This is a genomic window from Modestobacter sp. VKM Ac-2984 (genome assembly GCF_026967985.1).
Lineage (GTDB): Bacteria > Actinomycetota > Actinomycetes > Mycobacteriales > Geodermatophilaceae > Modestobacter.
Window position 1 is genome coordinate 56011 of record NZ_JAPVBJ010000002.1, and the last position, 20758, is coordinate 76768.

The 20758-nt window shown below is 74.6% G+C and carries 20 protein-coding genes; 14 read left to right on the forward strand and 6 right to left on the reverse strand.

The features are described from left to right. Window positions 1–82 precede the first annotated feature (82 nt). Window positions 83–1657, reverse strand: a complete 1575-nt coding sequence (locus O2W16_RS04105) for a molybdopterin-dependent oxidoreductase (protein ID WP_269157533.1) — start codon at window positions 1655–1657, stop codon at window positions 83–85. 141 nt (window positions 1658–1798) lie between these two features. On the opposite strand from O2W16_RS04105, the gene O2W16_RS04110 reads away from it, so the two are divergent. After that, window positions 1799–2635 (forward strand): dienelactone hydrolase family protein, encoded by an 837-nt coding sequence (locus tag O2W16_RS04110; protein WP_269157534.1) that lies wholly within the window; start codon window positions 1799–1801, stop codon window positions 2633–2635. Window positions 2636–2653: 18 nt separating this feature from the next. Here the strand turns inward: O2W16_RS04110 and O2W16_RS04115 are convergent, their stop codons facing one another. Both O2W16_RS04115 and O2W16_RS04120 read right to left on the reverse strand, forming a co-directional pair. After that, window positions 2654–3028, reverse strand: coding sequence for a VOC family protein (locus O2W16_RS04115; RefSeq protein WP_269157535.1), 375 nt, complete (start codon window positions 3026–3028; stop codon window positions 2654–2656). Window positions 3029–3134: 106 nt separating this feature from the next. Beyond that, complete coding sequence (locus O2W16_RS04120; protein ID WP_269157536.1) at window positions 3135–4412, reverse strand: right-handed parallel beta-helix repeat-containing protein; 1278 nt, start codon at window positions 4410–4412, stop codon at window positions 3135–3137. Window positions 4413–4746: 334 nt separating this feature from the next. Here O2W16_RS04120 and O2W16_RS04125 point away from each other — a divergent pair, with 334 nt between their 5' ends. Then, on the forward strand, window positions 4747–5760 hold the full coding sequence (locus O2W16_RS04125; protein ID WP_269157537.1) for an ABC transporter ATP-binding protein: 1014 nt from the start codon (window positions 4747–4749) through the stop codon (window positions 5758–5760). Further along, window positions 5757–6713: an ABC transporter permease subunit gene (locus O2W16_RS04130; RefSeq protein ID WP_269157538.1), complete on the forward strand. Its 957-nt coding sequence runs from the start codon at window positions 5757–5759 to the stop codon at window positions 6711–6713. The genes O2W16_RS04125 and O2W16_RS04130 overlap by 4 nt, the downstream gene beginning before the upstream one ends. 58 nt (window positions 6714–6771) lie before the next feature. Here O2W16_RS04130 and O2W16_RS04135 read toward each other — a convergent pair whose 3' ends face one another. Together O2W16_RS04135 and O2W16_RS04140 are read right to left on the reverse strand one after the other, a co-directional pair. Next, window positions 6772–7587 (reverse strand): response regulator transcription factor, encoded by an 816-nt coding sequence (locus O2W16_RS04135; RefSeq protein WP_269157539.1) that lies wholly within the window; start codon window positions 7585–7587, stop codon window positions 6772–6774. A 135-nt stretch (window positions 7588–7722) separates the two neighbouring features. Next, window positions 7723–8433: a LuxR C-terminal-related transcriptional regulator gene (locus tag O2W16_RS04140; protein ID WP_269157540.1), complete on the reverse strand. Its 711-nt coding sequence runs from the start codon at window positions 8431–8433 to the stop codon at window positions 7723–7725. Window positions 8434–8811: 378 nt separating this feature from the next. Here O2W16_RS04140 and O2W16_RS04145 point away from each other — a divergent pair, with 378 nt between their 5' ends. The 11 genes from O2W16_RS04145 (at window position 8812) to O2W16_RS04195 (ending at window position 20172) form a co-directional block, all read left to right on the forward strand. Then, window positions 8812–9138, forward strand: coding sequence for a TcmI family type II polyketide cyclase (locus O2W16_RS04145; RefSeq protein ID WP_269157541.1), 327 nt, complete (start codon window positions 8812–8814; stop codon window positions 9136–9138). A 47-nt stretch (window positions 9139–9185) separates the two neighbouring features. Then, on the forward strand, window positions 9186–10901 hold the full coding sequence (gene accA / locus O2W16_RS04150) for an acetyl-CoA carboxylase carboxyltransferase subunit alpha/beta (protein WP_269157542.1): 1716 nt from the start codon (window positions 9186–9188) through the stop codon (window positions 10899–10901). Further along, window positions 10898–11428 carry an acetyl-CoA carboxylase biotin carboxyl carrier protein gene (locus O2W16_RS04155; protein ID WP_269157543.1) on the forward strand — a complete coding sequence of 177 codons (531 nt, stop codon included), beginning with the start codon at window positions 10898–10900 and terminating at the stop codon, window positions 11426–11428. Before accA ends, O2W16_RS04155 begins: the two co-directional genes overlap by 4 nt. After that, window positions 11425–12975 carry an acetyl-CoA carboxylase biotin carboxylase subunit gene (locus O2W16_RS04160; protein WP_269157544.1) on the forward strand — a complete coding sequence of 517 codons (1551 nt, stop codon included), beginning with the start codon at window positions 11425–11427 and terminating at the stop codon, window positions 12973–12975. Before O2W16_RS04155 ends, O2W16_RS04160 begins: the two co-directional genes overlap by 4 nt. After that, window positions 12942–13196 (forward strand): acyl carrier protein, encoded by a 255-nt coding sequence (locus tag O2W16_RS04165; protein ID WP_269157545.1) that lies wholly within the window; start codon window positions 12942–12944, stop codon window positions 13194–13196. Before O2W16_RS04160 ends, O2W16_RS04165 begins: the two co-directional genes overlap by 34 nt. 99 nt (window positions 13197–13295) lie before the next feature. Further along, window positions 13296–13790, forward strand: a complete 495-nt coding sequence (locus O2W16_RS04170; protein ID WP_269157546.1) for an SRPBCC family protein — start codon at window positions 13296–13298, stop codon at window positions 13788–13790. Beyond that, window positions 13787–14761: an ACP S-malonyltransferase gene (locus O2W16_RS04175; RefSeq protein WP_269157547.1), complete on the forward strand. Its 975-nt coding sequence runs from the start codon at window positions 13787–13789 to the stop codon at window positions 14759–14761. Before O2W16_RS04170 ends, O2W16_RS04175 begins: the two co-directional genes overlap by 4 nt. Then, window positions 14758–15189, forward strand: a complete 432-nt coding sequence (locus tag O2W16_RS04180) for a cupin domain-containing protein (protein WP_269157548.1) — start codon at window positions 14758–14760, stop codon at window positions 15187–15189. The genes O2W16_RS04175 and O2W16_RS04180 overlap by 4 nt, the downstream gene beginning before the upstream one ends. After that, a complete protein-coding gene (locus O2W16_RS04185) occupies window positions 15186–16490 on the forward strand; it encodes a beta-ketoacyl-[acyl-carrier-protein] synthase family protein (protein ID WP_269157549.1) in 1305 nt (434 codons plus the stop codon). Before O2W16_RS04180 ends, O2W16_RS04185 begins: the two co-directional genes overlap by 4 nt. Next, window positions 16487–17728, forward strand: a complete 1242-nt coding sequence (locus O2W16_RS04190) for a beta-ketoacyl synthase N-terminal-like domain-containing protein (protein WP_269157550.1) — start codon at window positions 16487–16489, stop codon at window positions 17726–17728. Before O2W16_RS04185 ends, O2W16_RS04190 begins: the two co-directional genes overlap by 4 nt. After that, the gene (locus tag O2W16_RS04195; RefSeq protein WP_269157551.1) at window positions 17725–20172 is read left to right on the forward strand and encodes an FAD-dependent oxidoreductase; all 2448 of its coding nucleotides are present in this window, start codon (window positions 17725–17727) and stop codon (window positions 20170–20172) included. Before O2W16_RS04190 ends, O2W16_RS04195 begins: the two co-directional genes overlap by 4 nt. 48 nt (window positions 20173–20220) lie before the next feature. Here the strand turns inward: O2W16_RS04195 and O2W16_RS04200 are convergent, their stop codons facing one another. Further along, entirely contained in the window at window positions 20221–20730 is a 510-nt protein-coding gene (locus O2W16_RS04200) for a hemerythrin domain-containing protein (RefSeq protein ID WP_269157552.1), read from the reverse strand. Window positions 20731–20758: the final 28 nt, after the last annotated feature.

Here is a 20758-nt window from a genome sequence, read left to right on the forward strand (position 1 = left end):
ATCCCGCTGGGTCGCCCGGATCCTGCTGGGCCGCCCGGATCCTGCTGGGCCGCCCTGAGCCCGCGGGGCCGAACCGAACCGGTCAGGCCTCGACGACGACCTCGATCACCGGGTACCCGGAGGCGCCGTCCGGGGCCACCGGGGTGCGCTCGTCGGTCTGCACCTCGCCGAGCCCGTCGGTGGCCCGGGCGGCGATCACGTGGACGCCCGGGGTCGCCTGCCAGGGCAGGTACCACTGCCGCCAGCAGTCGACGTCGAGGCGCTCGGCCAGCGTCGCGCGCTGCCAGGGGCCGTCGTCGACGCGCACCTCCACGGCCTCGATCCCGCGGGTGGGTGCCCAGGCGACCCCGGCGATCGGGCGCTCCCCGGCGGTGATGGTCCGCCCGGGGCCGGGCACGTCGATCCGGGTCGACGTCTTGATCGGCCCCTCCTTGGCCCAGCCGCGGGGGATCCAGTAGCCGTCGACGTCCCAGTCGGTGAGCTCGATCGCGGAGAGCCACTTGGTCGCGGAGACGTAGCCGTACAGGCCGGGGACCACCAGCCGCGCCGGGAAGCCGTGCTCGGCGGGCAGCGGCTCGCCGTTCATCCCGACCGCCACCATCGCCTCGGTGACGTCCAGGGCGGTGAGGGTGGGGAACCCAGCGGTGAACCCGTCGACCGACCGGCCGATCAGCTGGGTCGCCCCCTCCTGGAGCCCGGCGCGCTCGAGCAGCCGGAACAGCGGGACCCCCTGCCAGCGTGCGTTGCCGACCAGGTCGCCGCCGACCTCGTTGGAGACGCAGGACAGGGTGATGTCGGCCTCGATCTGCGGCATCTCCAGCAGCTCGGCGTAGGTGATGGTGAACGGGTTGTCGACCATCCCCCGGATCTCCAGCTGCCACTCGGCCGGGTCGATGGTGGGCACCCGCAGTGCGGTGTCGATCCGGTAGAACTCCTCGTTGGGGATGAACAGCGGCGTGAGCCCGGGTATCTCCAGGTCGGCGCCCGGGGGGACCGGCCCGGCCGGCCGGACCGGCACGGGCAGCCGGATCGCCGCCCGCAGCTCGGTCAACCGTTCACGCCCCATGAGCAGCCGGCTGCCGACACCGCCGATCACCGCCACCGCGGCTGCGCCGCCGGCCAGCAGGAGGAAGTTGCGGCGGCCCGTCGTCCCGGACCCCTCCGACGGGGGCCCGTACGCGCTCGCCGCGGCCAGCAGGACGTGCAGCAACGCGACCCCGACCGCCGCACCCAGCACCCCGGCGAGCACGGTCAGGACGGGCGAGGCGTCCGGCGCGGCGAGGCCCGCGGCGACGCCGAGGGCGGTGATCAGCACGAACGCGATCGCGCCCGCCACGAACGAACGTCGTGCCAGCAGGCCGGTGCCGGCACCCAGCAGCGCGGCGACCAGCCCGATCGAGGCGAGGAGCACCGGCTTGTCGTTGGTGCCCAGCGCGGCGATCGCCGCGCGCTCCAGCCAGCCGGGCACGCTGTCGATGACGGCGTCCCCCACCGAGATCACCAGCGACGGCACCGCGTCGATGGCGCCGGCGGCCAGCTCGACCACCCCGATCCCGGCCGCAGCCGCCAGCAGCCCGGACAGCGCCGCCTGCGCAGCCGGTGCGCGCCGCGCCGTGTCGTCGTCGCGCGGTTGTTCGACCAGTTGTGGCTCGCCCATGCACCAAGCTTCACCCGACCCGGTCGACGCCACACGTCGAGCCGGGGAACCGACGCCGGATCGTCACGGACGGGTGAGCCCGATCGAGCGGACACGGCGGGAGGACTCGACCGATCGGCCTCCGTGCTCCACGATCACCCGATGACAGAGTCGTCATCCGCCGTCCTGGCCGGCTGGGCCCCCGAGCCCTTCACCAACGCCGGCATCACCCACACCCTGTACACGCGCGGCTCCGGGCCGGGCGTGGTGCTGCTGCCCGAGGTACCGGGCCTGACGCCGGAGGTGCTGGGCCTGGCCGACCACCTGGTCGGCGCCGGCTTCACCGTCACCGTCGTGGAGCTCTTCGGTGACCCGGGCCGGCCGATGAGCCCCGGGTACGCGGCACGCAGCTTCGCCGGGGCCTGCATCAGCCGGGAGTTCCGCGCCTTCGCCAGGCGGGCCGACCGGCCGGTGGCCGAGTACGTCCGCGCCGTGGCCCGCCGGGTGCACGACCGGGTGGGCGGGCCGGGGGTCGGGGTGATCGGCATGTGCTTCAGCGGGGGGTTCGCGCTGGCCTCCGCCGCCGAGCCGGCCGTGCTCGCGCCGGTCGCCAGCCAGCCGTCGACGCCGCTCCCGTTCACCCCGGGCCGCCGGCGGGACCTGGGCATGTCCGACCGGGAGCGCGAGGCTGTCCAGCGGCGGGTCAGCAGCGAGGGCCTGTGCCTGATGGGCCTGCGGTTCAGCGAGGACGCCGCCTCCCCCAGTGACCGCTTCCGGGCCCTGCGCGCGGCGTTCGGCGACGGCTGGCTGCCGGTGTCGCTGAACAACCGGCCGGGCAACGACGCGGGCATCGGCCAGCGCGAGCACCAGGTGCTGACCAGCAAGGACGTCGAGAACCCCGGCCACCCGACCCATGAGGCGCGCGAGCAGGTCGTGGCCTTCCTGCGGGACCGGCTGGCCGTCCAGACCGCCGGCAGTGTGGGCGCCGGGAGGGGCTGACCGCACGGCCCGGCCGGGTCACTCCGGGAGGTAGAGGCAGAACGGGTGGCCGGCCGGGTCGAGCAGCACCCGCACGTCCGGCTGGGGTTGGGACTCGGCGACGGTCGCACCCAGCGACCGGGCGAACTGCACCGCGGCGTCCAGGTCGTCGACGGCGATGTCCAGGTGCGCCTGCATCCGCGGGTCACCGGGGCCGGCCGGCCAGACCGGGGGCACGTGGTCGGCCTCCCGCTGGAACGACAGGCCGGGCCCGCCCGGGCGCAGCGTGGCCCACTCGGGGTCGTCGGTACCGATCGGCCAGCCGAGCAGCGTGGCGTAGAAGCGCGCGAGCCCGCGCGGGTCCGGGGTGTCGAGCACGGTCGCGGTCAGCGTCATCCGCGGTCGGTCGGGCACGGGAGCCTCCTCGGGGTCGATCGGTCCAGCTCAGCACGGTTCCGGCCCGTCAGCGCGGGCACGAGGCCCCCTCCCGTCCGGGAGGGGGCCTCGCACGGTGCGCTCGTCAGCCGGCGCAGATGCCCGCCGGGTCGCTCACCCCGCACTTGTTGGCCCGGAAGGTGATGCCCGGACCGGCCTCCTGCAGCAGCGTGCCGGGGATCGGCCGGGTCACCCAGACGTCCACCGGCTGGTTGTCCACGATCCGGTTCCCGATGACCTCGATGTTCTCCACCAGCCCCGGGCCGGCGACGCCCGGCGGCAGGGTGCCCGGCGGCGGGGCGAAGCTCACCAGCGTCAGCCCACCGGCCGGGTAGTTGACGTCCGCCTGGCCGGGCGGGATGACCGGCCGGTTCCCCTTGATCAGGTTGCCGACGACCCGCACCGAGTCCGCGTTGGTGATCGACATCCCGACCCCGGAGACCAGCTGCTCGCCGCCGCGCCCGGCGATGCAGTAGCGGTTGTTGGCGATCGAGGCGTTCCCCTTGATCGTGAAGTCACCGCCCTGGACCTGCCGGGTGTTGTCCGGGACCTCGGTGACCGCGTCGTCGAAGAAGAGCACGCCGACGCAGTTGCCGGTCACCTTGTTGGCGACGAGCGAGCCGCCGCGCGACTCGCGGACGAAGATGCCGAGGTTGAACCCCTCGACGTAGTTCGCGGTGACCCGGGCGTTCGCACCGTCGGAGTCGCCGATCCCGATCCCGGCGGTGCCGGAGAACCAGGGCGCTCCGCGGTCGACGCCCTTCTCGACGTTGCCGGCGATCGTGATGTCGGTGCTCGCCGCGGCGAGCACGCCGTACCGCTCGTGGCCGATGCCGGAGGTGGCCTTGACGGTGAAGCCGGCTGCCTGCCAGCCGACGATCCCGCTGGCCGGGTGGTTGCGGGTGCCGAGCTTCGCGACGGTGACCGGGCTGTCCGGGTTGAGGAAGAAGATCCCGGAGACGTCGTCGGCGAGCGTGCCGGGGTCGCCCTCGGCGTCCGTGCGCTCGTGGGCCTCCCAGCAGGCGTTGGGCGCGACCTCGGGCAGCGGCGCCCCCTGCCCCCACTCCGGCCAGGTGATCACCGTGGTGTTCGGGCCGGACCCGATGATCTTCAGGCCCTTGCCCTCGACGCAGACGGCCTCCTGGTAGGTGCCGGGTGCGATCTTGATGGTGTCGCCGGAGGACGCCCGGTCGACCGCCGCCTGGATCGACTCCCCCGGGCGCACCACCAGGGTGCTGGGGCCGCCCGCGGCGGCGGTGCCCGCCGGCAGGGCCCCGATGGTCAGTGCTGCAGCCAGGACGATCGTCCGGCCGCGGGTCTGCCAGCTGGTCCGGTCGGCCTTCGCTGTGCTCGTGCTTCTCATTCTCGCCCTCCTGGAAGGAACCGCGCTGGTGAGCCGCGCCGGTGCGGCGCCCACTCCGACGTCCCGGTCCCGCATCGGTCCCGAGGCGAGGACAACCCTCGATGACGCGCCGCACCGCGCCCAGACGCCGCGGGTCGACAACTCCCCCCACCCGAGGTGGCACACCCCGACCGGCGGAGGAGTCGACCCCCGACCTGGGTCGCGTCCCGGACGCGTCCCGGGTCGTAGGTCCTGGTTGTCTCGCGCACCTAAGGTCTGCCGCCCGCCGAGGGATTTGCGGATCGTCCCCGGGTCGCCGTCGACAGCGGGCGGGCGCTGGGAGCACAGTCCCGCCATGCCCCCAGCGCAGGCCGTCGGTGCGCGGCCCCTCGTCGAGCCCCGCCCCGACGACGAGGTGGTGGTGATCGCCGGCCTGACGAAGCGCTACGGGTCGCGCACCGTCGTCGACGACCTCTCCCTCACCGTGCGCCGGGGGGAGGTGTACGGCTTCCTCGGCCCCAACGGGGCGGGCAAGACGACCACCCTGCGCGCCCTCCTCGGCCTGGTGCGCCCGACCAGCGGGACGGCGTCGGTGCTGGGCCGGCCGGCCGGGGCGGCGTCGTCCGGCGTCGGCGCGCTGATCGAGGGCCCCGGTTTCTACCCGTACCTCTCCGGCCGGGAGAACCTCCGGGTGCTGGCCCGGTACGCCGGCGCGCCCGCGGGCCGGGTCGACACGGTGCTGGAGACGGTCGACCTGACCGACCGTGCCCGCGACCGCTACAGCACCTACTCCCTGGGCATGAAGCAGCGGCTGGGCGTCGCCTCCGCGCTGCTCAAGGACCCGGAGCTCGTCGTCCTGGACGAACCGACCAACGGGCTGGACCCCGCGGGCATCTCCGACATGCGAGCCCTGCTCCGCCGGCTCTCCGCCGACGGCCACACCGTGCTGCTGTCCAGCCACCTCCTCGGGGAGGTCGAGCAGGTGTGCGACCGGGTGGCGGTGATCTCCTCCGGCCGGCTGGTCGTCGAGAGCAGCGTCGGTGAGCTGCTCGGGCTCCACCGGCTGGTGATCGAGGCCGAGCCGCTGGGCGAGGCCGCCGCGATCACCACCCGGCTGCTCGGTCCGGAACGGGTCTCCGTCGTCGGCGGGGCCGTGCACGCCCAGGCCGGGCCGGAGGACGCCGCCCGGATCAACCGGGCGCTGGTGCTGGCCGACGTCGAGGTGTCCGGGCTCCGCCAGGAGGCGCAGACCCTCGAGGCGGTGTTCCTGCAGATGACCGGTTCGGAGCTCGCCGCCGCCGGCCCCGATCCGGACGGTCCTCCGGCGCAGCGGACCGGGCGGCTGCCCCGGAGAGGAGCAGCACGGTGAGCACGACGACGGAGACCGGCGGTCCCGGCAGCGGGACGCCGGAGACGGAGCGGCCCGCGAGCGCGACGGCCGGGCCCGGGCGGCCCGCGGAGCCGGCCCACCGGACGGCGGGGTCGCTCGGGGCCATGATCACCGCCGAGCTGACCAAGCTGCTGCGGCGACCGGCGACCTGGGTGCTGCTCGGGCTGTGGCCCGCGCTGCAGCTGGTGTTCAGCACGGTCATCCCCTACGTCAGCTACCAGCGCGGCGCCTCGTTCGAGGGCCTGCCGCCGGAGGCGGTGCTGGCGAGCATGCTGCCGGACCAGCTGGTGCTGAACTCGCTGTCCGGGCTGCCGCTGTTCGGCGGGGCGCTCCTGCTGACCCTCGGCGCCCTGCTGGCCGGCAGCGAGTACGGCTGGGGCACCCTGAAGACCCTGCTCGGCCAGGGCCCCCGCCGGCTCCAGGTGCTGGCGGCCCAGCTCCTGGCGCTGCTCGTCGTGCTGGCCGCGACCGTGGTGGTGAGCTTCGCGCTGACCGCGCTGGCCAGCGGGGCGATCGCCGCCGGCGAGTCCGCGGCCGCCGACTGGCCGACGGTCGGCCGGCTCCTCCGGGGGCTCGGCGGCGGACTGCTGATCGCGGCCACCTGGGGGGCCCTGGGCCTGCTGCTCGGGCACGCCCTGCGCAGCACTGCCCTCCCGATCGCCCTCGGGCTGGTCTGGGTGCTGGCCGTGGAGAACCTGATCGTGAACGTCGCCGCACCGCTGCTCGGGGCGTTCGACACCGCCCAGGCCGCGTTGCCCGGGGTCAACGCCGGTTCGCTGGTCGCTGCGCTCGCCGGACCCGGTGCGACCCTCCGCACACCCGGGGTGGCGGCGATCGTCGACGGAGCCCAGGCCGCCGGGGTGCTGGCCGGGTTCCTCGTGCTCTTCACGGCACTCACCGCGCTGCTGCTGACCCGACGCGACGTCGTCTGAGCGCGGACCGGCCCTCCGCACCCCGGGTGCGCGGAGGTGCGGAGGGCCGGTCCCGTGTTCAGGCGGCCGGGGCGTGGTCCCGGTTGACCAGGATGGCCAGCTGCGTCCGGGTCCGGACGTCGAGCCGGCGCATCACCGCCGTCAGGTGGCTCTTCACCGTTGCCGAGCTGAGGAACAACCGCCCGGCGATCTCCTCGTTGCTCAGCCCCTGCGCGACGAGCTCGGCCACCTCACGCTGACGCTCGGTCAGCCGGTCGAGGGCCCGGGTCACCGCGGTGGGCCGCGGCACCTCCCCGGTCAGGTGGCGCACGAGCTGACTGGTCACGGCGGCGTCGAGGGCGGGCTCCTGGCGGGCGAGCGCGCGCACCGCCTCGACCAGCCGCTGCGCGGCTGCGCGGCGCGGCAGGAAGCCGCGGACCCCGCACTGCAGGACGTCCATCAGGCTGGTACGGCTGCCGCCGTTCGCCTCGGCGAGCACGAGCACACCGATCCCGCGCTGGCACAGCTCGCGGAGCACCGGCAGCGCGGCGCTGCCGACCAGGCTCTGCCGGACGACGACGACCCGGCTCCCCGGGCCGTCGGCGGCAGCCAGCACCTCCGCCAGGTCAGCGGTCTCGGCGACGACCGCGATGTCGGGCTGCGCCTCGAAGACCGTGCGGAGCCCGAGGCGGAAGACCTCCTGGTCCTCGCAGAGCAGCACCCGCACCAGGGGCCGGGGCGGACGCTGCGCACACGGCCGGAGGTCGGACCGGGGCGGGGCAGGAGCCGGCCCGACCACCACGTCGTGCAGCAGGTCCCGGGCACGCGGCGGATCGGCCGGAAGAAGGCGGGCGCCGGCGCGCCGCGGATCGATCACTGGGTCGGCAAGGCTCATGCGGACTCCCCCTGTTGCTGCCGCGACGAGCGCCCCTGACCTCCCCGACGGTTCGGCGGGAGCTGCGGTGACAGAACGGTAACGGACAATCGAGTGTGGGTGTCGGTTCTCGTCCACGGAACTCACAGCCTGCGCTCAGGCCTGCAGGTCGCCGGCGGTGCGGTGGAAGTGGATCGCCAGCTGGGTGCGGTCCCGCAGCCCCAGCCGGCGCAGCGCCACCGTGATGTGCCCCTTGACGGTCGCCCGGCTGACCTCGAGCCGCTCGGCGATCTCCGCGTTCGTCAGGCCCTCGGCGACCAGCCGGGACACGGCCAGCTGCCGGGCGGTCAGCGCCCCGGTGGACGACGCCCGCGAGCCGTCGGCGTGCCGCGGGGCGTCGTCGAGCCGGTGCAGCAGCTCACCGGTGGCGGCCGCGTCGAGCACCACCTCGCCCTGGGCCACCGCCCGCACCCCGTCGACCAGGCGCTGCGGGCTGACCGTGGTGTGCACGTAGCCGCACGCACCGGCCTGGAGCGCGTCGACCAGCTCGCCGCCTGCCCCGGGCTCACCCAGCAGGATCACCCGCACCCCCAGCTCGCTCAACGAGCGCACGAGCTCCGCCACGACCGGCCCCCAGGCGCCCAGGCCGAGCACGGTGACGTCGGGCCGGAGCCGGGCGGCGAGGAGGAGCGCCTCGGCCGCCGAACCCGCGTCGGCGACCACGCGCAGGTCCGTCGCCCGGAGCAGCACCGCGCGCAGCCCCTGCCGCAGCACCTCGTGGTCGTCGCAGATCAGCACCCGGAAGGGGACGCCGTCGCTCCCGGACAGCACCTCCGGGGCCGTGCCTGCGTACGGGTCGCCGGTCATCCCTGTCAACTCCGCTCGTGACGGGCGCGGGGCGATCGCCTGGACACCACCGGTCTCGGAAGTTAGGGGATGACGCACGGTGAACGCCACCGCGTTGGGCGCGTTCAGCCCGAATGCGGCGCCGGTTCATACCCGGGTCGTGGTCCCTGCGCTCCAAGGTGCGCTCCGTGACCACTCCGGGTGGTGGAGGTGACCGACGGCGGGCGGGCCACCCCGCGCGTCCGGCGGGCACCGCCGCCCCCCCCTCCGGAGGACGCGCCCACCCCTCCCCCGCCCCTGGGTGCGCCCCCGGAACCGCCCGTCCGGCCGATGCCCGAGCACCCCCCGCCGCCCTAGCGTTCGCCTCGTTCGTCCGGTCCCGACGCCGTAGGAGCAGCCGTGCACGAGACGATGATCATCGCGAAGATGGACCCGGCCGACGCCGACGACGTGGCCGCCGTCTTCGGGCGCTACGACGCGACGTCGATGCCGCACGAGATCGGGGTGCGACACCGGTCGCTCTTCCAGTTCCACGGGCTCTACGTGCACCTGATCGGCTTCGACCGCCCCCCGGCCGAGTCCATGCAGGTCGCCCAGTCGCTGCCGGCCTTCCGTGCCGTGAGCGAGGACCTCAAGCCCTACATCGAGGCCTACAGCCCCACTTGGCGCTCACCGCAGGACGCGATGGCCCGCCGCTTCTACCACTGGACGTCCTCGCCCGAGTGAGGCGAGCGGCAGCACACGGTTGAGAGGCCGACATGACACGTTCCTCGATGACCACGCCCGGGGTGCCCGCACCCCGGGTAGCGGCGGACTGGACCTCCTGCCCCGCCTGCGGGTGGCTGCTGTACCGGAAGCGACTCGAGCGCGATCTGCACGTCTGCCCGGAGTGTGACGCGCACCTCCGGCTCGGCGCCCGGGCCCGCATCGACCAGCTCGTCGACCCCGGCAGCTTCACCGAGACGGTCTTCCCGCAGCGCGACGGGGACCCGCTCGCCTTCACCGACCTGCGCCCCTACCCCGACCGGCTGCGCGACGCCGCGCACCGCTCCGGGGAGTCCGAGGCGGTCGTGGTGGGGGTGGCCACGATCGGCGGCACCCCCGTGACCCTGGCCGTCATGGACTTCGGCTTCCTCGGCGGCAGCATGGGCGTGGAGGTCGGGCGCCGGGTGAGCGGCGCCGCCGCGCTGGCGCTCGAGCGCGGGCTGCCGCTGCTGGCCGTGTGCGCCAGCGGTGGGGCCCGGATGCAGGAGGGCGTCTTCTCCCTCTTCCAGATGGCCCGGGTCAGCGAGGCCTTCGGCCGGCTCCACGAGGCGGGGTCGTTCTCCGTCTGCGTGCTCACCGACCCCACCTACGGGGGCGTGTCCGCGTCGTTCGCCACCCTCGCCTCGGTCCTCGTCGGTGAGCGTGGTGCGCACGTGGGCTTCGCCGGCCCGCGGGTCGTGCAGGAGACGATCCGGGCCGAGCTCCCCGACGACTTCCAGACCGCGGAGTTCCTGCTGGCCCACGGGCTGGTCGACCGGGTGGAGAGCCGGGCCGAGCTGCGCCCGCTGCTGGCCCGGCTGCTGGCCCTGCACGCGCCGGACAGGCCACGGGGAGCAGCCGAGGACGAGCCGGACGCCCCCTCCGCAGACGACACACCGCCGCTGGACAGCGACCCGTGGGAGGTCGTCCAGCGGGCCAGGGTCGTCGAGCGGCCGACCACCCTGGACTACCTGCACACCGCCTTCGACGACTTCGTCGAGCTGCACGGCGACCGCGCCTTCGGCGACGACCCGGCCCTGGTCGGCGGGGTGGCCTCGATCGGCGGACACTCCGTCGTCGTCCTCGGGCACGAGAAGGGGCACTCGGTCCGCGAACGGGTGGCCCACCAGTTCGGGATGCCCCACCCGGAGGGCTACCGCAAGGCGATGCGGCTGCTCGGGCACGCGGAGACGCACTCGATGCCGGTCGTCACGCTGGTCGACACCCCGGGCGCCCACCCGGGACCCGAGGCGGAGGAGCACGGCCAGTCCCACGCGATCGCCGAGATCATCATGCGCAGCAGCCGGCTGCGGGTGCCGGTGGTCTCGGTGGTGACCGGGGAGGGCGGCAGCGGCGGCGCACTGGCGCTGTGCACCTCCGACCGGCTGCTGGTGCTGGAGAACGCCTACCTGTCGGTGATCAGCCCCGAGGGCTGCGCCGCCATCCTGTGGCGGACGGCCACCGCCGCACCGACCGCCGCCCGGGCCATGCGGCTGGGCGCGGCCCACCTGTACCGGTCCGGCATCGCCACCGCCGTGGTCCCCGAGCCCCCGGGCGGGGCCCACACCGACCCCGCCGCGGCGGCGCGGCTGCTCCGCGCCGCGATCCGCCGGGAGCTGGACGAGCTCGCCGGCCAGGACGTCGAGACCCTGCTCGCGGCCCGGTCGCGGCGGTTCTCCCAGATCGACGTCGACGACGGCCGGCCGGTGCGGGCCCTGCAGCCCGTCCTGCCGGTGGAGCAGTGACCGTGCGCCCCGGGGAGCTCGCCCAGCGAGCCGAGGTGCCCGGCCCCCCGGCCGGGGAGGACGACGCGGTCCGCTCGCTGCGCGAGGACGTGCTGCACCTGGCCCGGACCCTGCCCGCGGGGCTGCGCCGGCTCACCGTGCGCAGCGGGGACAGCTCGATCGAGGTCGAGTGGGCCGCCGAGGACCACGCGGCGGTCGACACGCCCGGCGTCCCCGGGCAGCGCAGTCTCATCCTCGCGACCGACCCCGCCGCCGAACCGGAGGTGCCGGCGGACCTCACCGCCGTCCACGCGCCCCTGGTCGGCACGTTCTACGCGGCGCCCGCACCGGACGCCGGGCCGTTCGTGCAGGTCGGGGACGAGGTCGAGGCCGGTCAGACGCTCGGGATCGTCGAGGCGATGAAGCTGATGAACCCGATCGTGGCCGACGAACCGGGCGTGGTCGCCCAGGTCGTCGTCGGGGACGCCGAGTCGGTCGAGTACGGGCAGGTGCTGATGTACCTGCGCTGCGACGGGGCCCCCCGGTGATCAGCCGGCTGCTCATCGCCAACCGCGGTGAGATCGCCGTCCGGATCGCCCGCGCCTGCCGGGAGCTCGGCATCGAGGTGGTCGCCGCCTGCTCCACCCCCGACCGGGGTTCCGCGGTCGCGGAGATGGCCGACGAGTCCGTCCACATCGGTCCCGCCGCGCCACGGCACAGCTACCTGCACGTGCCCAACCTGATCGAGGCGGCGCTGCGCACCGGCGCGGACGCCGTGCACCCCGGGTACGGCTTCCTCTCCGAGGACCCCGACTTCGCCGAGATCTGCCAGAAGGAGGGGCTCACCTTCGTCGGCCCGCCGCCGGAGGTCATGCAGCAGATGGGCAACAAGGCCACGGCCCGGCGGCTGATGACCGACGCCGGCCTGCCGCTGCTGCCCGGGGTCGTCGAGCCCGTCCGGACGGCGGACGAGGGCCGCGCCATCGCCGACGCGATCGGCTACCCGGTGATCATCAAGGCCGTCGCCGGCGGAGGTGGCCGCGGGATGACCGTGGTGACCGACCCGGCGGACTTCGCCGAGGCCTTCGCCAGCACCCGGGCGATCGCCCGGGCGGTCTTCCGCGACGCCACCGTCTACGTGGAGCGCTACCTGACCCGCGCCCGGCACGTGGAGGTCCAGGTCCTCTGCGACGCGCACGGCTCGGGCGTCTCGCTCGGCGAGCGGGACTGCTCCCTCCAGCGGCGGCACCAGAAGCTGCTGGAGGAGGGCCCGGCCGGTCACCTCTCCCCCGAACAGCGGGAGGAGCTGGGGGCGCTGGCCGTGCAGGGCGCGCTCTCGGTCGGCTTCACCGGGGCCGGCACCGTCGAGTTCCTCGTCGACGCGGCGGGCGCGTACTTCATGGAGATGAACGCGCGGATCCAGGTCGAGCACCCGGTCACCGAGATGCTCACCGGCGTCGACCTGGTCCGCGAGCAGCTGCTGGTCGCCGGCGGGCGGCGGCTCCAGCTGCGGCAGGAGGACGTCGTCCCGCGCGGGGCCGCGATCGAGTGCCGGATCAACGCCGAGGACCCCACCCGCGGCTTCGCCCCGGCACCCGGGCACCTGGACGTCCTGCGCCCGCCGGGCGGCCCGTGGACGCGGTTCGACACCGGCTACCGGCAGGGCGACGACGTCAGCCCGCACTACGACTCGCTGCTGGGCAAGCTCATCGTCTGGGCACCCGACCGCGACCAGGCGATCCGGCGGATGGACCGCGCGCTGGCCGAGCTGCGGGTCGAGGGCCCCGGCCTGCGCACCACCGTCGACCTGCACCGGGCCCTGCTGCGCCATCCCGACGTGTGCGCCGACCGCCACGACATCGAGTTCCTCGACCGCGCGCTGCCCGACCTGCTCGTGCAGGCCGCGACCCTCGGCGAGCGCTCGATCACCGGGCTCCCGGTCCCGCACGGCCCCCTCCAACTCGTCCCGGCCCCCGAGCAGCACCGGCCGGAGGCTCCCGCCCCTGCCCCGTCCCAGGAAGGAACACCGCCATGTCCGCCGCACCCATGTCCGACGCACCCATGTCCCACGCCCCGTTCACCCTCGACGACCTGATGGACCTGCTGTCGGAGAAGGCCGGTCTCCCGCCGGAGTCGCGCACCACCGACCCCGACGCGCACTTCTCCGACATCGGGCTGGACTCGCTGGCCTTCCTCTCCATGCAGACGGAGCTGCACGACCGCTTCGGCACCGAGATGCCCGACGACGACGCGGAGCGCTACACGCTCGGCGACATCGTCGAGAAGGTCTGCGCTGCCCAGTCCCAGCCGGCCTGAAGAAGGACCCCGTCCTCCTCACGCCTCGCGAGCTCGGCGCGAGCCTCTGGACGGGGCCGAACCACACCGTCACATCCCCTCGACCACCGGAGGACCCAGATGAGCGCTCCCGAGAACACCGGTCGGACCGTCGGCCACACCGACAACTCGATCTTCATCGACGCCGACATCGACCACGTGTGGCGGATGACCAACGACCTGCCGTCCTGGCCGGACCTGTTCACCGAGTACGCCGAGGTCGAGGTGCTCGCGCACACCGGCTCGACCTTCCGGTTCCGGCTCAAGATGCACCCCGACGAGAGCGGCCGGGTCTGGAGCTGGGTCTCCGAGCGGACGCTCGACGAGGCCCGGCACGAGGTGGTGGCCCACCGCGTCGAGCCCGGCCCCTTCGAGTTCATGGACATCCGGTGGAGCTACGCCCCGGAGGGCACCGGCACCCGGATGCGGTGGGTGCAGGACTTCCGGATGCGCCCGGAGGCCCCCATCGACACCGCGGGCATGACCGAGCGGATCGACGCCAACAGCAAGGTCCAGATGGCTGTCATCCGGGACAAGGTGGAGGCGGCAGCCCGGCATCCGGAGCCTGCTCGGTGACCGGCTCCCGCACCGGGGCGGCCGTCGTCCTCCCGGGCGAGTGGACCACCGCACCCGGTGCCCTGGAGCCGTGGCTGCCCGACCCGGTCGCCCGGGACGTCGTGGCCGAGGCCTCCGACGTCCTGGGCCGGGACGTCGTCGCGTGGTGGGGCGACCCGCTCAACCTGCACGACCCGGCGGTGGCCCACCTGGCCTCCCTCGTGGTCGGGGTGGCGGGCGCCCGCAGCCTGGCGCACGCCGGCCTGCAGCCGGTCGCCCTCGCCGGGCACGGCGTCGGCGAGTACGCAGCGCTGGTGGCCGCCGGCGCCCTGCGCCTGGACCAGGTGGTCGACCTCGTCGACTGCCGGGCCGAGATGCTGGCGCACTCACCGCGCCCGTCCTCCGCCGGGATGGCCGCCGTCGTGGGGCCGGGGGCCGGCGACGTCGCCCGCGCGGTGATCGCGGACCTGGGGGACACCTCGGGCCTGGCGATCGCCGCGTACGACGGCCCGGCCCAGGTGGTGCTCTCCGGCTGGTGCCCGGAACTGGCCCATGCCCGGGAGGCCGTCCTCGCCGCCGGCCTGGACCTGGTCCGGTTGCCGGGGCGGGCCGCCGGCCACGGCCCGCTGATGCAGTCGATCGCCGCCCGCCTGACCGACTCGTTCGACGAGCTGGACTGGTCCGTCCCGGACGTGCCCGTCCTGTCCAACGTCGACGCCCGGCCCTCCCGCGACCCGGAGCACCTGGCCGGCTGCCTGCACCGGCACCTGACGTCGCCGGTGCAGTGGGAGGCCACCGCGCACGCCCTGGTGGAGGAGGCGGGAGCGACCTGGGTCGTCGAGGTCGGCGCCGTCCCGACCCTGGGTCCGCTCATCCGCCAGGTCCACCCCGACCTCCCGGTCCGCCTGGCCCCCGGACCGGGGCTGCCCGACCCGCCCGCACGTCCAGCACACGCGCTCACCGGCGCTGCGCCCAGCAGAGGAGAGAGATGACCACCATCCAGCACCCCACGACGAAGGTGCACTGCGGGCCCACCGTGTCCCGGTCCGACGCCGCCCCCAACCGCCGTCGCGGCGGTGACATCCGGGTGCTGCTCTCGCCGACCAGCGTGGGCGCCACCGCCGGGTTCATGGGCACGCTCACCCTGGAGCCGGGAGAGGTGGTGACCGAGCACTGGCACCCGTACTCCGAGGAGTTCCTCTACTGCGTCTCCGGCGACGTCCTGGTCACGCTGGACGGTGAGGAGCGCCGGCTGGGCGGCGAGTCGGCGCTGCACATCCCGATCGGGGTCCGGCACCGGATCGTCAACGACGGCGCCGAGCCGGCGTTCTTCGTCTTCCTGGCCGGCCCGCTGGCCCCCCGGCCGGAGCTCGGCCACGTCGACACCGAGCCCTCGCCGGGCTCCATGGGCGTCCGGTGAGCACCACCGGGCGCACCACCGGGCGCCGGGTCGTCATCACCGGGATCGGCGTCGTCGCACCCGGTTCGATGGGCCGCGAGGGCTTCTGGGAGATGATCACCGCCGGCCGGACGGCGACCCGGCGGATCACCTTCTTCGACCCCGGCCGGTTCCGGTCCCAGGTCGCCGCCGAGGTCGACTTCGACGGGCGCCGGCAGGGCCTGACGGCGCACGAGGTGTTCCGCAACGACCGCTTCGTGCAGATGGCCATGGTCGCCGCCGACGAGGCGGTCGCCGACAGCGGGCTGGCGTTGGGCAGCGGAGCCCTGGAGGGCCCCGATCCCGACCGGGTGGGCGTCGTCCTCGGCAGCGCCGTCGGGGCCACCATGCGGCTGGAGAACGAGTACGTGGCGGTCAGCGACGCCGGCACGCACTGGCTGGTCGACCCGCAGTACGCCTCGCAGTTCCTGCACCACGCCCTGGTGCCCAGCTGCGGCGCCACCGAGCTCGCCGTGCGCTTCGGTGCCCACGGGCCGGCCACCGTGGTCTCCACCGGCTGCACCTCCGGCATCGACGCCGTGGGCTACGGCAGCCAGCTGATCGAGGACGGCGACGCCGACGTCGTCCTCGCCGGGGCCAGCGACGCCCCCATCTCCCCGATCTCCATGGCCTGCTTCGACACGATCCGGGCGACCACCGGCAACAACGACGACCCGGCGCACGCCGCTCGGCCGTTCGACGCCCGCCGCGACGGTTTCGTGATGGGCGAGGGCTCCGCGGTGCTGGTGCTGGAGGAGCTCGAGCACGCCCGCCGGCGGGGCGCGGACGTCTACTGCGAGGTCAGCGGCTACGCCAACCGGTGCAACGCCCACCACATGACCGGGCTGCGCCCCGACGGGGTGGAGATGGCCGAGGCCATCCGGCTGGCGCTGGACCAGGGCCGGATCGACGCCGACGAGGTGGGCTACGTCAACGCGCACGGCTCGGGGACCAAGCAGAACGACCGGCACGAGACGGCCGCGGTGAAGTTGAGCCTCGGGCCGACCGCCCAGCGGGTCTCGATGAGCTCGATCAAGTCGATGATCGGCCACTCGCTGGGCGCGATCGGCTCGATCGAGATCGCCGCCACCGCGCTCGCGGTGCAGCGCGGGGTGGTGCCCCCGACGGCGAACTACGCGGTGCCCGACCCCGAGTGCGACCTGGACTACGTGCCCAACACCGCCCGGGAGCAGAAGGTCGACGTCGCGCTGTCGGTGGGCAGCGGGTTCGGCGGCTTCCAGTCCGCGATCGTGCTCGCCCACCCGACGAGGAGGACACCATGACGGAACTGGTGGTGACCGGGATCGGCGTGGTCGCGCCGACCGGCGTGGGCGTGGAGGCGCACTGGTCCTCCCTGGTGCGGGGCGAGCCGGCCATCCGGCCGATCGTCGGCTTCGACCCGGCGCAGTACGGCGTCTCCCTCGCCGGGCAGGTGACCGGCTTCGTCCCCACCGACCACGTCGACCCACGGCTGATGGTGCAGACCGACCGGTGGACCTGGATGTCGCTGGCGGCGGCCACGCTCGCCGCGCAGGACGCCGGGTACAGCGCACCGGAGGACGCCTACGCGACCTCGGTGTTCCTGGCCGCGGGCTCCGGCGGCAACGAGTTCAGCCAGCACGAGATCCAGGGGCTGTGGGCCAAGGGACCCAAGTCGGTCGGCGCGTACCAGTCGATCGCCTGGTTCTACGCGGCCAGCACCGGCCAGATCTCCATCCGGGACGGCTACAAGGGGCCCTCCGGGGTCGTGGTGAGCGAGGGGGCGGGCGGGCTGGACAGCATCGGCTGGGCCCGCCGGGTGGTGCGCCGGGGTACCCCGGCGGTGCTGGTCGGGGGCACCGAGGCCGGGGTGACCCCGTACGCCCTGCTCTGCCAGGCGACCAGCGGCCGGCTCTCCACGGCGACGGCCCCCGAGGACGCCTACAAGCCGTTCGACCGGCGCGCCTCGGGCCACGTCGTCGGCGAGGGCGGCGCGATCCTGCTGGTCGAGGAGCCCGGCGCCGCCCGGGCCCGCGGGGTGGAGCGGGTGTGGGGGGAGGTGGCCGGCCACGGCGCCACGCACGACGCCCACCACCACGCCGATGCCGCTCCCGACGCCCGGCAGTACGCCCGGGCCATCCAGCTCTCCCTCGCCGACGCCGGGATCACCCCGGAGGAGGTCGACCTGGTCCTCGCCGACGGGGCCGGCGTGCCGGAGCTGGACGCCCTCGAGCTGGAGGCGCTGCAGCGGGTGTTCGGCGGGCGCGCCGACCCGGTCCCGGTGACCGCGCCGTCGTCCTGGACCGGCCGGCTGATGGCCGGCGGCTCGGCGCTCAACGTGGCCACCGGACTGCTGGCCATGCGGGACGGGATCGTGCCCGGCACCGCGTACCTCGACGACCCCGTCGACGCCCCCGGCCTCGACCTCGTCCAGCACAGCCGCGCCCAGCAGGTCGAGACGGTCGTCGTCCTCGCCCGGGGGTTCGGCGGCTTCAACAGCAGCCTGGTGCTGCGCCGGCCCGCCGAGGAGAGGACGTCATGACGACAGTGCAGGAGGCGACGGGGGAGGACGCCGCCACGGCCACCGCCGCCGAGCCGGGCGGCGCGGTCCGCACGCTGCTGCGGATGCGGGTGCGGGAGGGCTGCGAGGAGCGGTTCGAGGAGGCGTGGCGCACGGCGGCGGTCCAGATCGCCGGGGAGCCGGGCAACGTCAAGCAGGAGCTGATGCGGGACGCCGACGACGCCCGCACCTTCCTGATCGTCGGCGAGTGGGCCGACCGGGCTGCGGCGGACGCGTTCGGCCGGTCCGCCGCCCGGGAGGCGCTGACCGCCTCGCTCCGCGACCTGCGGGAGGACGCCGACCGCAGCACCTACGAGATCCGCTACGGCATCGCCGGGGGCGAGCAGGCCTCGCACGTCCGGGTGGACATCAGCACCCGGGTGGCCCCGGGCGAGGAGGAGGCGTTCGAGCGGGCGTACGCCATCGTCACCGACCGGCTGCGCGGGACGCCCGGCCTGATCCGGGAGGAGCTGCTCCGGGAACCGGGCTCGGACGTCTTCCACATCTTCGCCGAGTGGGAGTCCGACCAGGACTTCCGCAACTGGGTGGACGACCCCTCGCACGCCGACCAGAGCGGGCCGCTGATCCGCTGGCTGTCGGTCTTCTTCGAGCGCAAGCTCTACGAGATCCGCTTCCGCCCGCAGGAGGCCGGGGTCCGCGGGGTCCGGGCCACCCGCCCCGCGCCGGCTCCTGCGGCGCCGGAGACCACCAGCGTGCCGGCGCCCCGGACCGAACCGGCGGTCGCGGCCACCCCTCCGCCGGTGGAGGTCCCGACCCGGACCGCGTGCGAGGTGCTGGTGGTCGGCGCGGGCCCGACCGGGCTGACCGCGGCGATCGAGCTGGCCCGGCGGGGCATCGCCGTCCGGGTGGTGGACAAGCGCAGCGGGCCCGCCGCCCAGGCGGACAAGGCCATCGGCGTGCACTGCCGGACGATGGAGATCTGGGAGGACCAGGGCATCGTCACCGAGGCGATGGACGCCGGCAGCTGGCTGCACGGGCAGACCGTGTTCGTCAACGGCAAGCAGACCCACCAGGTCGACTGGTCCGGCCTGGAAGAGCTGCCCTACGCCCACCTGGGGCTGCCGCAGTACGAGACCGAGCGGATCCTCGGGGACCGGCTGACCTCCCTCGGCGTCCCGGTCGACCGGGGGGTCGAGCTCGCCGGCTTCACCCAGGACGACGACGGCGTGACCGCCGAGCTCGTCGACGCGGCGGGCAACCGGTCGAGCACCCGCGCGCAGTACCTGGTCGGCGCCGACGGGTCGGGGAGCGCGGTCCGGGAGCAGCTCGGCCTCACCTTCGACGGCGGCCTGTCGATGTTCCCGCAGCTGTTCATGCTCGGGGACGTCGACGTCGACTGGGAGATGCCGCCGGGGCACCTGGTGCGCTGGGTGCGGATCGAGGAGGACGGCGACTTCACCGGGATGCTGGTGTGCGTGCCGCTCAAGGGCCACCACCGCTACCGGGTGGCGACGCTGGCACCGCAGCGGCTGCAGAAGACGATCGGCAGCGGCGTCGTGCCGCCCGGGTTCTGGAAGGAGTACGACCCACCGGGGCTCGCCGACATCCAGGCCGCGATCGACGACCTCGGCCCGGCCGGGACGACGGCGAGCAACCTGCGCTGGTCGTCGATCTTCCGGGTCAAGCACGGCATCGTCGACCGGTACCGCACCGGCCGGGTCTTCGTCGCCGGGGACGCCGCCCACCTGCACCCGCCGGCCGGGGGCCAGGGCATGAACACCGGGATCCAGGACGCCTGGAACCTGGCCTGGAAGGTCGCCCTCGCCGTCCGCGGGCAGGCCGCACCCGGCCTGCTGGACAGCTACGAGGCCGAGCGGCGGCCCGCCGGCAAGGCGATCGTCGACCGCGCCGTGGCCGTCGCGTTCACCGACGAGATGGACATGGACGACGAGCGGGCGCAGTTCCTGCTCGAGATGCAGATGACGATGAACTACGCCGGCAGCCCGCTGGTCGGGGAGGCCACCGGCCCGGCCGGGTTCACCGGCGGGCCGTTGCCCGGGCACCGGGCACCGGACGTGCTCGGGCTGCGCCGGTTCGGGGTCGCGCACGACCTGCGGCTGTTCGACCTCACCCGGGGCACGCACGCCACCCTGCTGCTGACCGCCGGGGACGGGACGAGCGCCGAGGAGCTGCAGGCCCTGGAGGAGCTGGCCGCGTCCGTCCGCCGGTCGACCGGGGGCCAGGTGCGCCCCTACCTGGTCGCCGGTCCGGACGTCGCCGTCCCGCCGTTGGTGGACCTGCCGGTCCTGCGGGACGCCCGGGGTGCGTTCGCCGCCGCCTACGGCACGGGCGGGGCGGGGGCGGCGGCCTACCTGGTGCGGCCCGACGGGCACGTCGGCTTCCGCACCCGACCGGTCAGCGAGCCGGCCCTGCGCGAGCACCTGGCGGGGGTGTTCACCGGCTGAGGTCCGGCCCCGCGTGGCCGGCGCCGGCCGGCCACGCGGGGCCCCCGGTCAGCTGTTCGCGGCGATGAACTCCTCCGGGTCCTTGTCCCGGATCGGGATGCCGGCGGCGTGCGTGGCCTCGTAGGTCAGGAACTGCACGGCGATGTCGTGCCGGACCTGCAGGTCGGCGTGGTGCCGGAAGTCGAGCAGGTCCTCCCGCTCCTCCTCGGCCATGTGGTCGTCGTTGGCCTTGCGCGCCTCCCACACCGCCGTCCACCACTCGTCGCTGCCGACCTGGTGGTCCTGGGTCTTCCGGACGGCGTCCCGGATCTCGTTGTGGTCGGAGACCGCGTCCTCGACCTCGTCGTGCACGCCGCCGTCCGGGTTGCCCTTCCCGAGCTTCAGGACCTGCGGGTAGAAGTACTTCTCCTCGCCCTCGGCGTGCACCTCGAGGAAGGCGGCCAGCCGGTCCCACATGGCGCCCAGCGCCTCGTTGTCGCCGCGGGGCATCTCGTCGAGCAGCGCGAACATGCGCCGCTGCTGGTGGTGCTGCTCCAGGATGATCTCGGTGATGTCCATGGTGGGTCGTTGCCCCGGGCGACGGGTC